This window comes from Amycolatopsis rhabdoformis, assembly GCF_035918295.1.
In the GTDB taxonomy this organism is placed as follows: domain Bacteria; phylum Actinomycetota; class Actinomycetes; order Mycobacteriales; family Pseudonocardiaceae; genus Amycolatopsis; species Amycolatopsis rhabdoformis.
This window is the reverse complement of record NZ_CP142149.1, coordinates 5,034,915-5,054,426: the sequence shown is the minus strand read 5'-3', so window position 1 is coordinate 5,054,426 and position 19,512 is coordinate 5,034,915. Positions and strand designations below refer to the sequence as shown.

Genomic DNA, 19,512 nt, shown 5'->3' with positions numbered 1-19,512 from the left:
CGGCCCTGGCTGCGCCGAGAGGCGCGGGTCTCGGGTGTTGATTTTCATCTCAGTTGGTGCCATTCGGCAAGAGAATAACCTGAGTTGACACTCCGGTGGGGCGGCTGCGAGACTCTGCGGTGCCGAGGGAGGGGTGTCCACGAGCGACGGGGGCCGGCGGGAAACCGCCGCCCCCGCTCGTTCGCGGTCGACCGGGACAGCAGGCGCGGCGTCAGCCGGCCAGTTGCCGGTAGATGATCCCGGCGAGGCCCGCCATGCCTTCGGGCAGCGGGTGGTAGGCGGCGGCGGTGAACAGCAGCGTGTCCTGGCCGTTGATCCAGGCCGCGCCGTCCGGTGCGCAGGCGTCGTGTCCGGTCGACGGCGTGAACGTGTCCACATAGGACGCGTTGCCGTCGGCCTCCACGGCGTTCTCGATGGCCGTGTTGAGCGCTTCCTCCACGCTGGAGAGCCAGGCGTAGTCACCGTCGGCGAACGGCAGCACGCTCGGGCAGTAGCCGGAAGCCGGGGCGATGCGCGGATAACCGATGGCGAGCACCTTCGCCTGCGGCGAGCGCGCGTGGATGCCGGCCAGCACCGTTTCGATGCTCTTCTGCGTGTTCTTCAGCGCGGCCTTGATGGAATCCGTGCCACCGACGGAGAAGTGGCGCTCACACGGGTTGCCGCTCGGGTCGTTGGCGCGCAGGGCCGGGCACACTCCGACGAGCGTGGCGAACACGCTGGAGTCGTTTCCGCCGATGCCGAGCGTCACGAGGTCGGTGTCCAGGCGCAGCGCGGAGAACTGCGGCGCGTTCACCCCGAGCGGCACGCTCTGCGCGCCCGTCATGTTCGACGTGTCCGCGCCCGAGCAGCTGATGTCCGTGTAGCTGCCCACGCGCAGCGCGGCGGCCAGGATCGACGGGTAGTCGGACGAGCTTCTCGCGCAGCCCAGCGGGTCGAGCCGTTGTGTGGGGATCAACGGCCCCGCGGTGTAGGAGTCGCCCAGCGCGACGTAGTGGCGGTAGCTGTCCAGCCGCGCGGTGGCGTTCGCCGCGCCGCTGACCGTCGTGAGGGCGGTGACCGCCGCCACCGCGACGAACACGAGCCGGGTGATACGCATGAAGGCCCCGTTTCTCCGAACCGAATTCACGGACTCTTCTCACGTTTAGCCAGCTCTTCGCGGGTTGCCTGCCGCCGTTCGGGTGGACGCCCTCCTGATTCACCCGCCAGTGGTGTGACGGGCCGGGATCCGAGTCAGGCCAACGGTTTCCGGTACGTGAGCAGGTGCCGCCAGAACGGCAGCCGCCGGATCGTGCTGCCGGGCAGGAGGTCGCGGCTGTCGCGCCGCAGCCGCGCCATCGTCGGGAACGTCATGTTCACGGGCGCCTGCGGAGCCGGCTCGACGCCGCCGTTGAGCCACTCGCCGGCCGCGACCACGAGCCGCGCCGCCACGTTCACCGGCGCGGACGCGAGCTCCACCGCGTAGTCGGCGGGCGTGCTGGGCCGCGCGAGGCCGAGCACCGCGAGCACCCCGCCGGGCCGCAACGCGTCGCGAAGCTTGGCGACGGTGCCGAACGGCATGTGGTGCAGGGAGGCGATGCACGAGATGAACCCGTAGGTGTTCGCCGGCAGCTCTTCGTCCGCGACGTCCGCGCGCCGCACGTCCACGCGCCCCGGCCCGGGCGACCCGAACCCGCTCGCCAGCCGCACCATCTCTCCGGCCACGTCCACGGCGTCGACGTCGATCCCGCGCGCCGCCAGCTTCCGCGCGAACCCACCGGCGCCGCAGCCGACGTCCAGTGCCCGTTCCGTGCCCGGCGGCACCAGGCGGAGCAGCAGCGGGTGGTAGCGGTGGTTGTGGTTGAACGGCATGGCCCCGACCTAACCGCACCCGGCGTGGGCCTGTCCTCGGTGTCGCCGAACTCGCAGGTCACCCGGGCCCGAAGCACGGTCACGCCCCGCACGTAGACTCGTCTGGTCAGGTGAAGCCCGTTGTCGAGGGAGCGTGTTCGTGCCGCGTGGTGAGGCGGACGGCCAGGAGCCGTTCGAGGAGATCGACGAGGCCGGCCTGCGGCGGCCCGATCTCGCGGACCCCGACAGTTTCGCCGGGGTCGACGAGCTGGGCGCCCGCGCGCACGACGAGACCGACGACGTCGATCCCGACCTGGACGCACCCGACGCGGCGTACGCCGTCGGCGGCGGGTCGCGCGGCGGCATCGGCGGCATCGGGCAGCTGGGTGACAACCTCGCGACCGGGCCGGTGCCCGACCTCCTCGGTGCCGAGGACGCGGAGCTGCACGAGCTCGACGACCAGGGCGTCGACGAGCCGGCGCAGGACCCCAACGGAGCGCAGGCCCGCCGGGAGCTCATGGCGGTCGAGGCCGAGCTGAACCAGCGCTGGCCCGAGACGAAGATCGAGCCGAGCCTCGCACGGATCCAGGCGCTGGTCACGCTGCTGGGCGAGCCGAACCACGGGTACCCGGTGCTGCACGTGGCCGGCACGAACGGCAAGGGCTCGGTGAGCCGCATGATCGACGCGCTGCTCACCCGCATGGGCCTGCGCGTCGGCCGGTACACGAGCCCGCACCTGCAGCTGGTGACCGAACGCATCGCGCTGGACGGGCACCCGATCTCGGCCGCGCACTACGTGGACCTGTTCCGCGACGTCGCGCCGTACGTGAACATGGTCGACGCCGCGAGTGAGGACGGCGTGGCGATGAGCAAGTTCGAGGTGCTCACCGGCATGGCGTTCGCGGCGTTCTCCGACGCGCCGGTGGAGGCCGCCGTGCTCGAGGCGGGCATGGGCGGGGCGTGGGACGCCACGAACGTCGCCGACGCCGACATCGCCGTGATCACCCCGATCGGCCTCGACCACGTGGAGTACCTCGGCCCCACGGCCGTCGACGCGGCGCGTGAGAAGGCCGGCATCATCAAGCCCGGCTCGGTCGCCGTGATCGCCGAGCAGGACCCGGACGTGCTCAACGTGCTGCTCAAGCGCGCGGTCGACGTCGACGCCGCGGTGGCGCGCTTCGGCAGCGAGTTCGCGGTGCTGGAGCGCGAGGTCGCCGTGGGCGGGCAGCTGCTGAAGCTGCAGGGTCTCGGCGGTGTGTACGACGAGATCTTCCTGCCCCTGCACGGCGCGCACCAGGCCGCCAACGCGGCCCTCGCGCTCGCGGCCGTCGAAGCGTTCTTCGGTGCGGGCCGCGACCGTCAGCTGGTACTGGAGGCGGTGCGCGAGGCGTTCGCCGAGGTCGAGAACCCGGGCCGGCTGGAGCGCGTGCGCTCCGCCCCGACCGTGCTCCTCGACGCGGCCCACAACCCCATGGGCGCGCGGGCGCTGGCCACGGCCGTGACCGAGGAGTTCGCCTTCCGCCGCCTGGTCGCGGTCGTCGCCGTGATGGGCGACAAGGACGCGCGCGGCATCCTCGACGCGCTGGAGCCCGTGGTGTCGGACATCGTGGTCACCCGCAACTCGGGCGCCCGGTCGATGCCGCTGGAAGACCTCAACGAACTCGCCATCTCGATCTTCGGCGAAGACCGCGTGCTCGCCGAGCCCGACCTGGAGACGGCCGTCGAGACGGCCATCGGCCTCGTCGAGCAGTCCGACGACCCGGAAGAGCCTCTCGCCGGCGGCGGCGTGCTGGTGACCGGCTCCGTCGTCACCGCGGGCGAGGCCCGCACGCTGTTCGGGAAGGAGCCCGCATGAGCGAGCCCGCGGCCAACCCGCCTGCGGTCAACCCGCCTCCGAAGGACCCCATGAAGGGCTTCCGCGGTGTCCTGTCGGGCACGCTGATCATGGAAGCCATCACGGTCGCCCTCGCGCTGCCGGTGATCAACAAGCTCGGCAGCGGCATCACCTCGGCCACGGGCTGGACGGTGATCGGCATCGCCGTGGCGCTGATCGTGTTGTGCGGCCTGCTCAAGCACGTGTGGGCGGTGCCCGTGGTGCTGGTGCTGCAGGTGGCGCTGATCGCCATGGTGTTCGTGCTGCCGGCGATCGCGATCATCGGCGTGCTGTTCCTGGCGGCTTTCCTGTGGTTCCTGTATCTGCGCCGCGAGGTGGCGCGCCGGATGGCGGCGGGGACGTTGCCGAGCCAGCAAGTTCAGCAACAGCAACAGCAGCGCTGACGCCCCGTCGCCTCAGGACGCGCTTTCCGTGTCCGCCGACGTGACGCGGAGAACAGTGCCGAGGTAGTCGGCGATGGCGTCCCTGTTGCGCGCCAGGCATTCGACGCGTTCGGACAGCCGGGCCTGCTCGCGTCGCAGGGTGGCGATCATCTCGGGGGTCACGAACGGCGCGTAGATGGTCTCCGGCTTGTCCAGGCACGGCAGGAGCTGCTGGATGATGCGCGTGGGCAGCCCGGCGTCGAGCAGTCCCTTGATCTGCTGCACGGCGTCCACGTGCGACTCGCGGTACTCGCGGTAGCCGTTGGACGTGCGGCCGGGGGTCAGCAGCCCCTGCTCCTCGTAGTAGCGCAGCAGCCGCGGGGACACGCCGGTGCGCTTCGCGACGTCTCCGATTCTCATGTGCTCCAGCCTACCTTGACCCTCACATCGATGTGAGGGTTCAGACTCGGTGGAGAGGGCCCTTGACCGGCCCCGGCGCGGGCTCGGTTCCCGCGGCTTCCCTTGAGATTCTTCGGAGACAGTGCATGAAACTCGGACTTCGCCTACCCCAGCGGCTGGGTGTCGACCTGCACCACGACGTGGTCGAGGCGGCTCGAACGGCCGAAGCGGCCGGCTACGCCAGCTTGTGGACCTACGAACAGCTGCTGTTCCCCGAGTCACCGGTGGAGCCCTACGCGCCGCCGAACGTGCCGTGGCCGGAGAGCGGACGGCAGACCGCCGACCCGCTGGCCGTGCTCACGGCCGCGGCCGCGGTGACCGAGGAGGTCCGCCTCGGCACCGCGGTGCTGATCGCGGCCCTCCACACCCCCGTGCAGCTGGCGAAGGCGCTGGCCACCATCGACCAGATCAGCGGCGGGCGGGTGATCGCGGGCATGGGCGCGGGCTGGTCCACCGACGTCCTCCGGGCCACCGGCGCCACCCGAGCGGATCGCGGCCGCTTCCTCGACGAGACGCTCGACGTGTTCGACGCGGTGTGGGGGCCGGACCCGGTCACGTTCCGGAGCCCGCGGGTCGTGATCGACAACGCGTTCGTGCTGCCCAAGCCCGCTTCGAAGATCCCGGTGATGCTCGCCGGCGGTGCCAGCAACCTGGGCCGCAAGTCCAGTTCCTCGGCGCTGCACCGGATCGCGCGGCGCGCGGACGGCTGGCTGCCGCTGCTCACCACCCCCGGCCCGGCCGGCGCTGCGGACCTGCGGGCGAGCTGGAACCGGATCCGGGAGCTGGCCGCGGAGTACGGCCGGGACACCAGCGGGATGGAGCTGGTGGTGGTCGGCAACGTCACCTTCACCGACGGTCCGGCCGGCGCGGATCGTTCGGCGTTCGTCGGCAGCCTCGATCAGATCGTGGAGGACATCCACACGGCCGAGGAGGCCGGTGCGGACGAGCTCATCATCGACCTGAACCTGCAGGACTGGTTCACCGACACGCGGCGGATGCTCGAGGTGGCGGTGGAGATCCGCGAACGGGTCGCGTGAGGACCGTCCACAGTGGTCTTTTGTTCGCGGTGCGTCAGCCCGCTCGGGTGAAGTCGGTCGAGGCGGCCGCCTCGGTGACGACGTTCAGCAGTCCGTGCAGGGCCGCGGAGTCGTTGCCCGCCAACCAGACCATCTCGGTCGACACGAACTCCCCGGAGATCGGCACGAACACCACGCCGGTGCGGCGGAGGCTGCCGGCGGAGCGGGCGAGCCGCGTGATCCCGACGCCGGCCGCGACGAGCCCGAGCAGCGCCTGGACGCTCGCGTCCCGGTGCACCACCTCGGGGGTGAACCCGGCCGCCCGGAAGGACTCGTCGAACGCCTGGTGCCACGGTTCCCAGCTGCTGCGCGGAGTCAGCACCCAGCGTTCGCCGGCCAGCTCGGCGAGGGTCAGTTCGGCGCGGCCGGCCAGCGGGTGGCCTTCGGGCAGCACGGCGCACACCGGTTCGCTCACGAGCGTCCTCGTTGCCAGGCCCGCCACGAGCGGCGGCCGGGTGAACGCGACGTCGTAGCGGCCTTTGCGCAGTCCTTCGACCAGCGACGCGATCGTGGTCTCCTCAGTGGACAGCGCGAGTTCCGGAAGCCGTTGCCGGACCGCGCGCACGACCAGGGGCAGCAGGTAGTTCGTGGTGGTCGCGAGAAAGGCCAGGCGCAGGCTGCCGGCCTCGCCGCGGGCGGCCCGCGCGACCACGTCGAACGCTTCGTCGGCGCGAGTGAGCACCGCGCGGGCCTCGGGGAGGAACAGCTCGCCGATCGCGGTGAGGCGGGTGCCGCGGGTGTCGCGGTCGAAGAGCTTCACGCCGAGCATGCGCTCCAGCAGGGTGATCTGCTGCGACAGCGACTGCTGGCTGATCGTGAGCACCTGGGCGGCGCGCGTGTAACTGGACTCCTCCGCGACGGCGACGAAGTACCTCAGCTGCCGAAGATCGGGGCTCACAGGAAAAGCCTACAACCACGACAGGCAACCGGTGTTGGACGGCGCGCGCGTGCCGAGACGACCATTGACCTCGGAAAACACCAACGGGAAAGGCATGGGAATGACGAACGAAACGCCGGGCCACGTCTGGCTGATCTCGGGCTGCTCCAGCGGCTTCGGCCGCGAGCTCGTGCGAGCCGCACTGGCCGCCGGCGACCGGGTGATGGCCACCGCCCGCCGCCCGGAAACCCTCGCCGACCTCACCCACGCCGGCGGCGACCGGATCAGCACCGCGGCCATGGACGTCACCGATCCGGCTTCGATCCACGCCGCGGTGGAGGCGACACTCGAGGCGTTCGGGCGCATCGACGTCCTCGTGAACAACGCCGGCACCAGCGTGATCGGCGCCGTCGAGGAAACCCCGGCCGCCGACCTGCGCGCCATGTTCGACGTCAACTACTTCGGCGCCGTGGAACTGACCCAGGCCGTCCTCCCCGTACTGCGCGCGCAGGGCAGCGGCACGATCGTGGTGATGAGCTCCCTCGGCGGCGTGATGACCTTCCCCGGCCTCAGCGGCTACAACGCCACCAAACACGCCCTCGAAGCCCTGGGCGAGGCGCTGTCGATCGAACTGGCGCCGCTGGGCATCCGCGTGGTCGTGGTGGAGCCGGGGATGTTCCGCACCCAGTTCAGCACGAGTCTGCAGTGGACTCCGGAGAATCCCGCCTACGCCGCCACTTCGGGCGAGCTGCGCCGCATGGTGAAGGGCGTCGTGGGCCTCGAAGCCAACGACCCGGCAAAGGGCGCGGCGGCCATCGTCGAGGTGCTGGGGTCCGAGAATCCGCCGTTGCACTTCCTGCTCGGTGAGGATGCGGTGGAGGGGTTGCGGAACCACCACGAGGGTGTGCTTGCGGAAGCGCGGGAGTGGGAATCGCTGAGCCGTTCGACGACGGCCGTCTGAGGGAGCTGTGTCGGGGCCGCGGGCGGGGTTACCGTCCGCGGCCCGGCGGAAACCCGGTCACCCGCGGCGAGACAGTGGCCCGATCGAGCAGTGGCGGCTGTTCGATCGGGGCTCCGACGTCCACTTCGTGTATCCGGATTCCGCGGATCGCTGACCGGCCTGTTCGTTGCGCCGGGCGTCGTGACACCGATGCCGTTCACCGCCGCGTCAGCCGGAGTTCCCCGGTGAGCCGTCGCGGCGGGATAGAACGTCCGGCATGACCGAATCGACCCACTCCCGCCGCACCCTGTTCAAGGCCGGTTTCGCCGCGTCGGCCGCCGTGGGCGGGGCCTTGCTCCTGCCCGAAGCCGCGCAGGCCGCCCAGGCTGTCCAGGCCGCGCCGCTGGTGCGCCGGGCGCGGCCGGTGCTCACGCACGGCGTCGCGTCCGGTGACGTGACCACCGGGTCCGGCATCATCTGGTCGCGGGCGGACCGGCCGGCCCGCCTGGTCGCCGAGATCGCGCGCGACGAGTCCTTCCGGCACGCCCGCCGGGTGACCGGGCCCGTCGTGTCGCCGGACACGGGCGGCACCGGCAAGGTGCGTGTGGCCGGCCTCGCCCCGGGTACGGAGTACCACTACCGCGTGACCGCCGTGGACCTCGACGGCCGCACGTCCAGCGAGCCCGTGACCGGCCGCTTCGCCACCGCACCGGTGGGCCGCCAGGACACGCGCATCCTCTGGAGCGGCGATGTCGTGGGGCAGAACTACGGCATCAACCCGGCCCTGGGCGGCATGACGATCTTCTCCGCCATGGCCGACCGCCACCCCGACCTCTTCCTGCACAGCGGCGACACGGTGTACGCCGACGGCCCGCTCACCGAATCCGTGACCCTGCCCGGCGACGGCGGCACCTGGCACAACATCGTGACCCCGGAGAAGTCGAAGGTCGCCGAGACCCTCGACGAGTACCGCGGCCAGCACGCCTACAACCGCCTCGACAAGAACTTCCTGCGCTTCGCGTCCCAGGTGCCGAGCTACACGCAATGGGACGACCACGAGGTCCTCAACAACTGGTACCCGGGCGAAGTCCTCAACGACCGTCCCGAATACACCGAGAAGCGCCTCAGCGTGCTTGCCCCGCGGGCGTACCAGGCGTTCCACGAGTGGCACCCCATCGACAGCCGCCAGGCGGTCGACGGGCGGGTGTACCGGAGCTTCCGCTACGGCAGCCGCGTCGAGGTGTTCGTGCTGGACATGCGGACGTACCGCAATGCCAACACCGCGGACCAGACCAAGCCCGGCTACATCCTCGGCGACAAGCAGGCCCGCTGGCTCGCCGACGCGCTGCACCGCAGCACCGCGACCTGGAAGATCGTGCAGGCCGACATGCCGCTCGGGCTCGTAGTGCCGGACGGCGCGGACATCGAGGCCGTCGCCAACAACCTCCCGGGTGCGCCCGGCGGCCGCGAGACGGAGCTGGCCTGGGTGCTGCGTCAGATCCAGCGCCGGAAGGTGCGCAACGTCGTGTGGCTGACCGCCGACGTCCACTACACGGCCGCGCACCACTACTCGCCCGACCGGGCGGCCTTCAAGGACTTCGATCCGTTCTGGGAGTTCGTGTCCGGCCCGCTCAACGCAGGCGCCTTCGGTCCGAACCAGCTCGACCCGACGTTCGGCCCCGAGGCGGTGTTCGTCCACGCGCCGGCGACGCAGAACTCCTCGCCCGCGCAAGGGTTCCAGCACTTCGGTGAGCTGAACGTCGACGGCGGCAGCGGTGACCTGCGAGTGGACCTGCGTGACGCCGCGGGCAAGTCCTTGTGGTCCAGGACCCTGCACCCGCGGAGCCGCTGACCGCGCCCTGACCACGCCGAAACCGGCCGTTACCGGGCGTCGGCTAGGCTCGCGGCCGGTAACACGAATCCGCACAAGGAGAAATACCGTCGTGACTGAACGCACGCTGGTCCTCGTCAAGCCCGATGGCGTCGCGCGCGGCCTTGTCGGCGAGGTCGTCTCGCGCATCGAGCGCAAGGGCCTGAAGCTGGCCGCCCTGGAGCTGCGCACCGTCGAGCGCTCGCTGGCCGAGGAGCACTACGCCGAGCACAAGGAACGTTCGTTCTTCGGCGACCTGCTGGAGTTCATCACGTCGGGGCCGCTCGTCGCGATCGCCGTGGAGGGGTCGCGCGCCATCGCCGCGTTCCGGCAGCTCGCCGGTGGCACGGACCCGGTCGAGAAGGCCACGCCGGGCACCATCCGCGGCGACTTCGCGCTGGAGACGCAGTACAACCTGGTGCATGGTTCCGACTCGACCGAGTCGGCCGAGCGTGAGCTGAAGCTGTGGTTCCCGGACCTGTGATCCGGGTCTGAAGCCGGGGCTGAGCCGCACGGGCTCGGCCCCGGCTTTCCCTTTGCCGCCAAGGAGATGCCATGACGCCCGAGGACCACGTCACGTACCTGCGCGCGCTGACGACGCAGTTCGCCGAAGCCGTCCGCGCCGGTGAAGCCGGCGAGCCGGTGCCGGACTGCGCCGGCTGGACGCGCGCCGACCTCGTGACCCACCTCGGCGGCATCCACCGCTGGGCGGCGGAGATCGTGCGCACCGGCGAGCCGCAGCAGCCGGCCGACGAGCCGGCGCCCGAAGACCTCGCCGCGTGGTACGCCGAGAGCGCGGCGCTGCTGCTGGCCGAGCTCGAAGCGGCCGATCCCGCCGACCGCTGCTGGCACTTCGGCGGCACGCCCAAGACCAAGGCGTTCTGGTTCCGCCGCCAGACGCACGAGACCGCCGTGCACCTGCTCGACCTGCACGGCTGCGCGGGCACCACCCTGGTCCTCGACCCGCTCGTGGCCGCCGACGGCGTCGACGAGGTCTTCTCCGCGATGCTGCCCCGCATCACGCGCTGGCACGCCGCGCCGCCGCTGGCCGCGCCGCTCACGCTGCGCGCCACCGACACCGGTCACGAGTGGACAGTCGTGCCCGGCGAGCCGCCCGCGCTGGGCGAAGGCGAGCCCGCCGCCACCGTCGAGGCGAGCGCGCAGGAGCTGCTGACGCTGCTGTGGAAGCGCGGCGCCGTCGAGCCCCGCATCACCGGGGACGAAGAACTGGCGCGCGGCTTCCTGAAGGCGCCGCTCACGCCCTGACCGGTAACGCCCGTTCTGAGCCATTCAGGCGGCGTTCATCCCGAAGCCTTCCGCCGGCCGTGCCACTCCACTTTGCTGGGCGAAGTCACTCACTCGATACTGGGGTACCTGGTGAAGAAGTCGCGCTCCGTGCTGCTCTGCGCCCTCTGCACGCTGTTCGCCACCGCCGTCACGGTGCCGGCGCACGCCGATCCACTCGCCGCGCCACTCGGCACCCGGCCGGTGGAAGGCGCGCCCGCCGCGTCTTCGGCGCGCGAAGCGCCGGTCACGGCCGCGGCGACCACCGACGACGGCCTCGAGACCAGCAGCGCCACCTCCGCCATCGCGCCGGGGCTGCAGCTCACCCAGTTCGACCGCTTCGACCCGGCCGGCTGGATCCGCGGCGACACGCTGAGCGTCGACCTCACCAGCAAGGTCCTGAAGCCCACGTACCTGAGCCCCGGCACGGTTTCCGCGCGCACGCCGCTTTCGCAGCAGGTGGCGCGCACCGGCGCGGTGGCCGGCGTGAACGGCGACTTCTTCGACATCAACGCCACCGGCGCGCCCGAGGGGGTCGGCATCTCCGACGGGCAGCTGCAGACCGCGCCGGCCGCCGGGCACAACACCACCGCCGCGATCACCGACGAGGGCCGCGCGAAGCTGGCCGACATCTTCCTCGAAGCCTCGGTGCAGCTCCCGGACGGACGCAGCGTGCCGGCCACGAACTTCAACAGCCCGGTGCTGGGCAAGGATGCGCTCGGCGTCTACACGCCACTGTGGGGCGCGTCGGCGCGCGCGACGTCGGTGGCCGGCGCGCAGCGCGTGGCCGAGGCCGAGGTGCGCGACGGCGTGGTCACGCAGGTGCGCACCGCGCCGGCCGACGGGCCGATCCCGGCGGGCAGCACGCTGCTGCTGGGCCGCGAGGCGGGCGCGGACACGCTGGCCGAGCTCAAGGTCGGTGACCACGTCGGTGTGTCGTACGCGCCGCGCTCGGACGCCGGGAAGATCGCCGTCGCGGTGGGCGGCAACGAGGCGCTCCTGCGGGACGGACAGCTGCTGCCGGTGGACGACACCACGCTCGCCCCGCGCACCGGCGTCGGGTTTTCCGCCGACGGCAAGCGGATGTGGCTGATGACCGTGGACGGGCGCCAGGCCGACAGCCGCGGCCTGACCGAGGCCGAGCTGGGGCGCCGGCTCAAGGCGCTGGGCGCCGACGACGCGATCAACCTCGACGGCGGCGGGTCCTCCACGCTGCTCGCGCGCGGGGAAGGCGAGGCCGCGCCGAGCGTGCGCAACGCTCCGTCCGACGGCGGGGAACGCCTGGTACCCAACGGGATCGGCATCAGGACCGTGGCCGGCAGCGGCCGGTTGACCGGCTTCGCCCCGGCGCCGGCGCAGAACACCAAGAACGCCACCCGAGTCCTTTCCGGACTGTCGCGGGTGCTGGTCGCCGACGGCCACGACGAGACCGGCGCCGCCGTCGCCGCACGGCCGAAGTGGAGTACCTCCGACGCCGGCCGTGCGACCGTGACGGACTCCGTGCTCACCGCCCACCCGGACCGAAAACACCCGGACGCGCGCGAAGACGTGTCCGTGGCAGCCCGCGACGGCAAGGCGTCCGGCAAGACGACGATCTCCGTCCTCGGTACGCCGGTGCGGCTCGGTACGAGCGCCGCACAGGTCGCGCTGTCCGGCGCCGGCGCGCACGGGACGTTCCAGGTCTACGGCTACGACGCCGACGGCTACGGCACCTGGGTGGAACCGCGCGACGTGAAGCTCGACTACGACCCCGCCGTGGTGGACGTGCGGCCCGTCGCCGACGGTTTCGAGGTCACGGCGAAGGCCGCTTCGGGCGCTTCGGCGATCACGGTGCACGCCGGTGGCCTCACCGAGCACCTGGCCGCTTCGGTGGGCACGGTGGCGCAGGTGGCGTCTCCTTTGGACGGTCCGGCCGGCTGGAGCGCGAGCGTGTTCCCGGCCGTGGTCGGCGCCGCGCTGGCCCCGGCCGAGGGTCGCGACGGTGGCCAGGGCCTGGCGCTCGACTACCGCCTCACCGGCACCACGGCCACGCGCGCGGCCTACGTCACCGCCGCGACACCGCTGCCCGTGCCCACCGGCACGCAGAAGATCGGCCTGTGGGTGAACGGCGACGGCAAGGGCGCGTGGCTGCGCGCGGAGCTGCGCGACGCCGCCAACGTGGCGTCCATTGTGGACCTTTCACTCAGCGTCGACTGGACGGGCTGGCGGTACGTGACCGCCACCGTGCCGGCCGGGTTGCCCGACGGCCAGCGGCTCACGCGCTTCTACGCCGTGGAGAACGTGCCCGACCAGCAGTACGAGGGGCATCTCGCGTTCGACGACCTCACCTTCGAGGTCGCGCCGTCCACGTCCGTACCCGCCGACCCGGCCGCGCACGACCCCGCGCTGGTCACCGACGGCACGCTCGGCCCCGGCGGCCTGCGGATCGCGGTCGTGAGCGACGCGCAGTTCACCGCCGACGCGCCCGACGGCCCGCTGGTGGCGCAGGCGCGCCGCGCGATGCGCGAGGCGGTGGCCGCGAAACCCGACCTGGTGCTGATCAACGGCGACCTCGTGGACCGCGGCACCGCGCCCGATTTCGTGCTGGCGCGCAAGGTGATCGGCGAGGAGCTCGACGGCAAGGTGCCGTGGTACTACGTGCCCGGCAACCACGAGGCCGAGGGCGGCAACGGGCTCGCCGACTTCCAGGCCGCGTTCGGCGCCACGCACCAGGTGGTGGACGTGCACGGCATCCGGCTGGTGCTGCTGGACTCCTCGCGCGGTTCGCTGCGCGCCGGCGGGTTCGACCAGGTGCGGATGCTGCGCGACGCGCTCGACGGCGCCGCGCGCGACCGGTCCGTTCGCGGCGTCGTGGTGGCGATGCACCACCCCGTGAAGGACCCCAGCCCCACGGGCAACTCGCAGCTGGGCGACCGCAAGGAAGCCGATCTGCTGCAGACGTGGCTGACCGGGTTCGAACAGGCGTCGGGCAAGCCGGCAGCGGCGATCGCCTCGCACGCCGGCGTGTTCAGCCTGTCGCGCACCGACGGCGTGCCGTACCTGGTCAACGGCAACTCCGGCAAGACACCGGCGGCCGCGCCGGGTGACGGCGGGTTCGTCGGCTGGACGCTGGTGCGGGTGGACCCCGGTTCCCGCGATCAGCCGGTGCGGTTCGAGACGCGGCCGAACGTCGACGCGCTCACCCTGACCGGGCCCGCTTCGCTGCGGCGGGGTGAGAAAGCGCAGCTGAGCGCGACGCTCACGCAGGACGGCCGGGCCGTGCCGGTCGCGTACCCGGTGAGCGCCGACTGGAGCGGCTTCGCGGCGCACGTCGGCGCGGGGCGGCCCGCACCGTGGGACGTCGTGGCCTACGACCCGGCGAGCGGCGTGCTGACCGCGCTGCACCCGGGTTTCGCGCGGATTTCCGTGACGGTGAACGGTGTCTCGCGGGATCTCCCGGTCACCGTGCGCTGACCGGACGCGGGTCCGGTGTCGGCGAGAGAGCAGACTTCGCCGACACCGGAACCGTCAGGCGGGCCGGGGAAACCTGCTGACCGGCCCGCTCAGGACCAGCCGTTCCCCGAACCGCCGCCGTAGCCGCTGCCGTCGTAGCCACCGTTGTAACCGCCGCTGTAGGACCCGCCGCCGTAGCCGCCGTTGTAACCACTGCCGCCGTAGGACCCGCTGCCGTCATAACCACCGTTGTAACCGCCGCCGTTGTAGCCGCTGCCGTAGCCCGGCGGAGGGTAGGTCCCGCCGGGGTAGGGAGCCGACTGCCCCGGCGTGAGATAGCCGTTGTGGCCGGTGGGCGGCGGGTACGCGGACGACGAGCCGCTCGTGTACGGGCTGGAGTAGTTGTTGTACCCGCTGGAGCCGCTCGCGTACGAGCTCGAGTGACCGCCGGTCGAGCTGCTCACGTAGGGGCTCGAGTAAGTCGGCGCCGGGGTGTGCTGGACCATCGGCGGCGCCGGGTTGTGGGGCACGACCGGACCGGTCGGGCCGTAGTAGACGCTGCCGTTCGCCTGCACGTACCCGCCGGGCGGCAACGCCGGGCCCTGGGTCTTCACGTACGACGGCCACGGCCCGCCCGTCTTCGAGAAAGAGGGGTGGTTCTGGTCCCAGTACTCGGGTTTCGCCTGGTTGTACGGGCCGGGCCGCTCGTACGCGGGGTCTTTGGACCCGCTGGACGCGGAGGAGTGCTTCTCCTCGATTCCGTGGTAGTAGTCGGTCCGCCGGTTGTCGGCCAGGTTTTCCGGCCGGTGCTTCCACATGCCCTCGGTGTTCCAGTGTTCGCCCGCGGAGGTCATGTGGCCCAGCACGCCGTCGCCGTGACCCGTGATCATCTTGTCGGGCACGCCGGTGTTCGTCTTGGTGTGGAACTGCGTGGTGTCCAGCCAGTTCTTGTAGGCCTGCTTGTCGAGGATCTTGCCGTTCGCGTCGAGGACACCGGGCGGGGGCTTCTGCACGGCGGCGTCGACCCAGTGGGGCACCATGTTCTGGTGGTCGTGGCCCGGGTTCACGAACCCGGAGGCCACGCGGTTGGACTTGTCGAAGTTCGCGCCGCCCGGCGGCAGTTCGAGGTACGGGCTGCCACCGGGGGAGTACTTGTACTCCGGGTTGGCCGACGAGGTGTGGGTGGAGCTGCTGCTCGCCTTGGACGACTTCCCCTTCTTCGAACAAGCCTTCGGCATCAGCCCGAGCGGGTCGGTCAGCACGTGGGGGTTCTCCACGAACGCGTGCTGGTTGGGACCGCCCTCGAAGCCGATCGGGTCCGGGCTGAGGTAGCGGGCGAGCACCGGGTCGTAGTAGCGGTGGAAGTTGTAGTGCAGGCCGGTTTCGCGGTCGAAGTACTGGCCCTGGAACCGCAGCGGGGTGTCCGTGGTGGACTGCGGTGCGGTGGTGACGCCGCCCCACAGGGTGGCGTGGGCGTGCCAGGCGACGGTGCCGTGTTCGTCGACCAGCTCCGCGGGCGCGCCGGCCTGGTCGGTCACGATGGTGTGGAACCGCGCGTCGACCCACTCCTGGGAGGGGGTGCGCCGGCGCTGCCGCTGCAGGAGCGGGGTGAAGGTGTCGGGTTCGTAGTCCCACACCGTGACGTCGAGCCCGTCCGGCCCGGTCCGGGTCTCTTCCACCAGCACCTCGCCGTCCCAGGCGAAGTCGGTGCGGTCGAGCACGGTCGTGCCGTCAGGGCCGAGGCGTTCCTTCGCGATGCGGCGGCCGAGGGCGTCGTAGCGGTAGCGCCACCGCGTGCCGTCGGACAGGGCCACGGCGGTGAGGCGGTTCTGGAAATCCCACGTGAAGCGGGATTCTTGGCCGGCGGCGGTGCGGCGCAGCACCATGCGCCCGTGGGCGTCGTGCCCGTAGCGGGTGCCGCCGGCCGCGGTGACGGCTGTGCCGGCCATCGAGCGGGGGCCGAGCGCGTCCTGCTCGGTGGCGGTCGGCCAGGCACCGTCGACGACGTTGCCCGCGGCGTCGTAGGCGTAGTGCTCGCTCCAGCCGGGCCCCTGCACGCCGGTGACGCGGCCACGCTGGTCGAGGGCGAAGGACCGGGGTCCGGTGAGCTGGTCCTCGACGCCGGTCAGCCGACCGTCCGCGCGGTAGCGGTAGGCCCGCTGCTGGGTGGCGCGGCCCGTCGGGTCGGTCACGGTCTGGCCGGCCAGTTGGGAGTTCGGCGTCCAGGCCTGGGTGAGGGCGGCGCCCGAGTCGAGCGCCCGGCGCGTGACGCGCCCCGCCGGGTCGTAGTCGAACCGCAGGGTCCGGCCGTCGGCGCGGACCGCCACGGGCCCGTCCGCGGTGCCGTACTCCCAGCCGGTCTCCGCCCCCGATGGGGTCACGCGTCGCACGCGCCGGCCCAGGCGGTCGAGGAAGGAGAACACGGTGCGCCCGTTCACCGTCTCGGCGAGTACGCGCCCGGCCGCGTCGCGGCGGAACTCCACACGGCTGTCGGCGTTCTCGGCGGTGAGCAGGTGCCCGCCCGGGTCGTAGGTGTAGCGGTTGACCGTGTCACCGCACGCGCGTTCGACGATGCGGCCCAGCGCGTCGTACCGGATCGTGATCGGTTGCCCACCGTCGGTCCGCTGCTCCACGACCTGGCCGGCCGCGTCGTAGCGGTAGCTCGTGGACACGCCGGAGAAGTCCGTCTGCCGCACCAGGTTCCCGGCGCCGTCGTAGGTGCGGCGCCAGACCCGGCCCTGCTCGTCGGTGGCCGCGACCAGGCGCAGCTGCGAGTCGTACGCGAACTCCACCCGGGTGCCGTCGGGACGGATCTGCGCCGAGGGCAGGTCGCCGTGGGTGATCTCCGACCACGTCGTGGTGCCCACCGCGCTGGTGTGCGTGCGGTTGTTGTCCTCCGCGTCGTAGAGCCACTGCTCGACGGAGCCGTCCGCGCGCCGGTGCCACGTCATCGCCCCGCTCACGGTGTAGCCGAACTGCTCGACCCCGCCGACCTCGTCGACCACGCCGACCGTGCGGCCGAACTGGTCGCGCTGGTAGCCGGTGGTCGCCCCGGTGGCGTCGGTGATCGCGGCGGGCAGGCCGGCGAGGCCGGGAGCGATCCGCGTGACGCCGCCCGCGGCGTCGGTGACCGAGGTGAGGTTGCCGGCCTCGTCGTAGGTGTAGACGGTCTCGGCGCCGGTCGGGTCCACGTGCTCGAGCACGTTGCCGCGCTCGTCGTACGCCCAGCGAGTGACCACGCCGGGCGCTTCGGTCATGGCCAGCGGCAGCCCGAACTCGGTGCGTTCGAACGTGATCTCGCTGCCGTCCGGGCGCACGATCCGCACCGCGTTGCCGGCTTCGTCGTAGGTGTAGGCGGTCACGCGCCCCAACGGGTCGACCCGGCGCAGCAGCTGGTTGTGCGCGGTCCACTCCGAGGTCGTCACACCGCCGAGCGGGTCGACCTCGCGCACGATCTGGCCGGCGGCGTTGAGGTGGAACTCGTGGCGGTGGCCGTCGGCGTCGGTCGAGTACGTGATCCGGTTGTCGGTGTCGTACTCCAGGGTGCCGGACAGGAACCCGCCGGCGCCCTCGGTCCGCACGCAGCGGCCGGCGGCGTCGAAGGTGTAGCGGTACCACGACTCGTTGCGGTCCAGCCACGCCACGACGCGGCCCGCGTCGTCGTATTCGTAGCGGAAGGGCAGGCCCGAGCTGTTGACCACGGCCGTGAGCCGGCCGTCGGTGTAGGCGTAGCGGGCCAGCTCGACCTCCGAGCCGTCCGGGCCCGGCGAGAACAGGCCGGTGACGAGACCTTCCGTCGTTTCGACCCGGAGGGTGTAGCCGCCGCTGTGGCGCAGGCCCAGCGGAACTCCGGCGTCGTCGAAGTCGAACTCGACGCGGTTGCCGTTGCGGTCGCTCACCGCCGAGATCGGCAGCACGTCCTCGCCCGGCGCGAAGTAGCGCGCGACGGACGCGGCGGCGTCGTCGATCAGGTATCCGCCGTTGTCCAGCCGGGTGATCGACCGCAGCGGCCCCTGCTCCGCGCGCGTCCACTCGTCGACGGCGGGGTGGCGGAACCGTTGCACGACACCGTCGGCCGAAGCGAACGACACGCCTTCGCCGTCGACCTCCAGTCGCTGGTCCACTGTGGACACCCAGCTGGAGCCGAAGAACCGGCCCGCGCGGAACGACGAGAAGTGCGTGCGCTCGAACACCAGCGGCAGGGTGCCCGCGAACTCGGCGTCGACCTCGGGCAGCACCATCTGCCCGGTGGCGACGTCGATCGGGTCGTTCACGCACACCGTGTCGTCGATCGAGCGCGGGTTCTCGCCCTGGTCCTTCAACGGCGGCGGGGTGTCCCGCGTGGCCGGCGCACCCCCGCCGAGCCCGCGCGACGCCGGCGGCCCGTCGGTCTTCAGCGGTGGCGGGGTGCCGCCACCCGAGCCCGACGTGTGGGTGGAGTCGTCGGCACCGCTCTTGGTCGGCGGAGGAGTGTGGTCCTGGGTGCCGCCGGTGTAGCCGGAGGCGTGCGTGGAGTCGTCGGCGCCGCCCTTGCCCGTCGGCGGGGTGTAGTCCTTGGGTGCGCCTTCGTAGCCGGAGGCCTTGGTGCCGCCACTGTCGGCGCCGCCCGACTTCACCGGTGGGGCCTTCGGGGTGTCGGAGAGGCCCTTGGTGCCGGGCGGCGGGGTGACCTTGCCGCCCTTGAGGCCCTTGAACGCCTTGCCGGCGTCTTCGAACAGGGTGCCGGCCTTCTTCAGCAACGGCACGAGTGCCTTGAGGGCTTTGACGAGTTTGGTGACCAGACCGGTGATCTGCGAGGCGGTCTTCGCGACAGCGCTCACGACTTGGGGGACGACCCAGGTGAGGCCGATGCCGAGGGTGAAGATGACCTGCAACGCCCAGCTGATCATGTGCCCGATCAGCTCGGAGATGATGTCGCGCACCAGGGTGCGGACCGCGGCGACGACTTCGCCGGCGGTTTTGACTCCGGAGGAGGCGCCTTCGCAGCCCTTCTGCGCGGCCTGCAACGAGGTGCTCAGGTCCTGGGCGCGCTGCCGGTAGGCGTCGGAGGCGGCGCCGGTCCACGACTGCAGGTCGGCGTTGAGGGCGTCGTTGAGGTCGGACGCGACGCTGCCGAGCTCCTTGGCGACGTTGGCCCACGTCTCCGACTGGGCTTTGATCTGGTCGGCGTTGCCAGTGAGCCCGTTGAGGGCGTCTTTGAGCGGGCCGACGTGTTCCATCAGCCAGCTCACCCCGGCGGCGAGGATCGCGCCGAAGGGGTCCATCGCCATCGACAGCGCGTCCAGTGCGGTGCCGACCGCACCCATCGCCACCGAGGCCCAGTCGCCCGACTCGATGGCCGTGGACAGGTCGTTGGCCGTTTCCAGGAGCGAGATGCCGGAGTAGGCCTTCGTGGAATCCTGGGTCGGCGCGATCAACGGATTGGTCATGGCGAAGACACCTCATCGTCAGCCCGGCGACAGCTTCCGGACCTTAGCAAGATCGATTGCCG

The 19,512-nt window shown here is 71.7% G+C and carries 13 protein-coding genes; 8 read left to right on the top strand and 5 right to left on the bottom strand.

Annotated elements, in window-relative coordinates:
• Positions 1–211 precede the first annotated feature (211 nt).
• Both VSH64_RS23085 and VSH64_RS23080 read right to left on the bottom strand, forming a co-directional pair.
• Complete coding sequence (locus VSH64_RS23085) at positions 212–1,096, bottom strand: SGNH/GDSL hydrolase family protein (RefSeq protein ID WP_326837735.1); 885 nt, start codon at positions 1,094–1,096, stop codon at positions 212–214.
• Positions 1,097–1,230: 134 nt separating this feature from the next.
• Entirely contained in the window at positions 1,231–1,848 is a 618-nt protein-coding gene (locus tag VSH64_RS23080) for a class I SAM-dependent methyltransferase (RefSeq protein ID WP_326837734.1), read from the bottom strand.
• 181 nt (positions 1,849–2,029) lie between these two features.
• Between VSH64_RS23080 and folC the strand changes: the two genes are divergently transcribed.
• Both folC and VSH64_RS23070 read left to right on the top strand, forming a co-directional pair.
• Positions 2,030–3,682 carry a bifunctional tetrahydrofolate synthase/dihydrofolate synthase gene (gene folC / locus VSH64_RS23075; RefSeq protein WP_326838010.1) on the top strand — a complete coding sequence of 551 codons (1,653 nt, stop codon included), beginning with the start codon at positions 2,030–2,032 and terminating at the stop codon, positions 3,680–3,682.
• Positions 3,679–4,104 (top strand): DUF4233 domain-containing protein, encoded by a 426-nt coding sequence (locus VSH64_RS23070; RefSeq protein ID WP_326837733.1) that lies wholly within the window; start codon positions 3,679–3,681, stop codon positions 4,102–4,104. The genes folC and VSH64_RS23070 overlap by 4 nt, the downstream gene beginning before the upstream one ends.
• Positions 4,105–4,116: 12 nt before the next feature.
• Here VSH64_RS23070 and VSH64_RS23065 read toward each other — a convergent pair whose 3' ends face one another.
• Positions 4,117–4,503, bottom strand: coding sequence for a MerR family transcriptional regulator (locus VSH64_RS23065; RefSeq protein ID WP_326837732.1), 387 nt, complete (start codon positions 4,501–4,503; stop codon positions 4,117–4,119).
• 125 nt (positions 4,504–4,628) lie between these two features.
• On the opposite strand from VSH64_RS23065, the gene VSH64_RS23060 reads away from it, so the two are divergent.
• Positions 4,629–5,579, top strand: a complete 951-nt coding sequence (locus tag VSH64_RS23060; RefSeq protein ID WP_326837731.1) for a TIGR03619 family F420-dependent LLM class oxidoreductase — start codon at positions 4,629–4,631, stop codon at positions 5,577–5,579.
• Positions 5,580–5,613: 34 nt separating this feature from the next.
• On the opposite strand, the gene VSH64_RS23055 is transcribed toward VSH64_RS23060, so the two are convergent.
• Positions 5,614–6,516 (bottom strand): LysR family transcriptional regulator, encoded by a 903-nt coding sequence (locus tag VSH64_RS23055; RefSeq protein WP_326837730.1) that lies wholly within the window; start codon positions 6,514–6,516, stop codon positions 5,614–5,616.
• Between the two features lie 100 nt (positions 6,517–6,616).
• On the opposite strand from VSH64_RS23055, the gene VSH64_RS23050 reads away from it, so the two are divergent.
• The 5 genes from VSH64_RS23050 to VSH64_RS23030 all read left to right on the top strand — a co-directional run bounded on the left by VSH64_RS23050 (position 6,617) and on the right by VSH64_RS23030 (position 14,042).
• Entirely contained in the window at positions 6,617–7,456 is an 840-nt protein-coding gene (locus VSH64_RS23050) for an oxidoreductase (protein ID WP_326837729.1), read from the top strand.
• Between the two features lie 256 nt (positions 7,457–7,712).
• Entirely contained in the window at positions 7,713–9,287 is a 1,575-nt protein-coding gene (locus tag VSH64_RS23045) for an alkaline phosphatase D family protein (protein ID WP_326837728.1), read from the top strand.
• A gap of 91 nt (positions 9,288–9,378) precedes the next feature.
• A complete protein-coding gene (ndk, locus tag VSH64_RS23040) occupies positions 9,379–9,789 on the top strand; it encodes a nucleoside-diphosphate kinase (RefSeq protein WP_326837727.1) in 411 nt (136 codons plus the stop codon).
• A gap of 71 nt (positions 9,790–9,860) precedes the next feature.
• Positions 9,861–10,571, top strand: coding sequence for a maleylpyruvate isomerase family mycothiol-dependent enzyme (locus VSH64_RS23035; RefSeq protein WP_326837726.1), 711 nt, complete (start codon positions 9,861–9,863; stop codon positions 10,569–10,571).
• A gap of 129 nt (positions 10,572–10,700) precedes the next feature.
• The gene (locus VSH64_RS23030) at positions 10,701–14,042 is read left to right on the top strand and encodes a phosphodiester glycosidase family protein (protein WP_326838009.1); all 3,342 of its coding nucleotides are present in this window, start codon (positions 10,701–10,703) and stop codon (positions 14,040–14,042) included.
• A gap of 89 nt (positions 14,043–14,131) precedes the next feature.
• On the opposite strand, the gene VSH64_RS23025 is transcribed toward VSH64_RS23030, so the two are convergent.
• Entirely contained in the window at positions 14,132–19,450 is a 5,319-nt protein-coding gene (locus tag VSH64_RS23025) for an RHS repeat-associated core domain-containing protein (RefSeq protein WP_326837725.1), read from the bottom strand.
• Positions 19,451–19,512: the final 62 nt, after the last annotated feature.

What these genes read in the sequence shown, in the direction of transcription:
- VSH64_RS23085 (WP_326837735.1), bottom strand. Translation starts at nt 1,096, where the DNA reads ATGCGTATCACCCGGCTCGTGTTCGTCGCGGTGGCGGCGGTCACCGCC.
- VSH64_RS23080 (WP_326837734.1), bottom strand. Translation starts at nt 1,848, where the DNA reads ATGCCGTTCAACCACAACCACCGCTACCACCCGCTGCTGCTCCGCCTG.
- VSH64_RS23070 (WP_326837733.1), top strand. Translation starts at nt 3,679, where the DNA reads ATGAGCGAGCCCGCGGCCAACCCGCCTGCGGTCAACCCGCCTCCGAAG.
- VSH64_RS23065 (WP_326837732.1), bottom strand. Translation starts at nt 4,503, where the DNA reads ATGAGAATCGGAGACGTCGCGAAGCGCACCGGCGTGTCCCCGCGGCTG.
- VSH64_RS23060 (WP_326837731.1), top strand. Translation starts at nt 4,629, where the DNA reads ATGAAACTCGGACTTCGCCTACCCCAGCGGCTGGGTGTCGACCTGCAC.
- VSH64_RS23050 (WP_326837729.1), top strand. Translation starts at nt 6,617, where the DNA reads ATGACGAACGAAACGCCGGGCCACGTCTGGCTGATCTCGGGCTGCTCC.
- VSH64_RS23045 (WP_326837728.1), top strand. Translation starts at nt 7,713, where the DNA reads ATGACCGAATCGACCCACTCCCGCCGCACCCTGTTCAAGGCCGGTTTC.
- VSH64_RS23035 (WP_326837726.1), top strand. Translation starts at nt 9,861, where the DNA reads ATGACGCCCGAGGACCACGTCACGTACCTGCGCGCGCTGACGACGCAG.
- VSH64_RS23025 (WP_326837725.1), bottom strand. Translation starts at nt 19,450, where the DNA reads ATGACCAATCCGTTGATCGCGCCGACCCAGGATTCCACGAAGGCCTAC.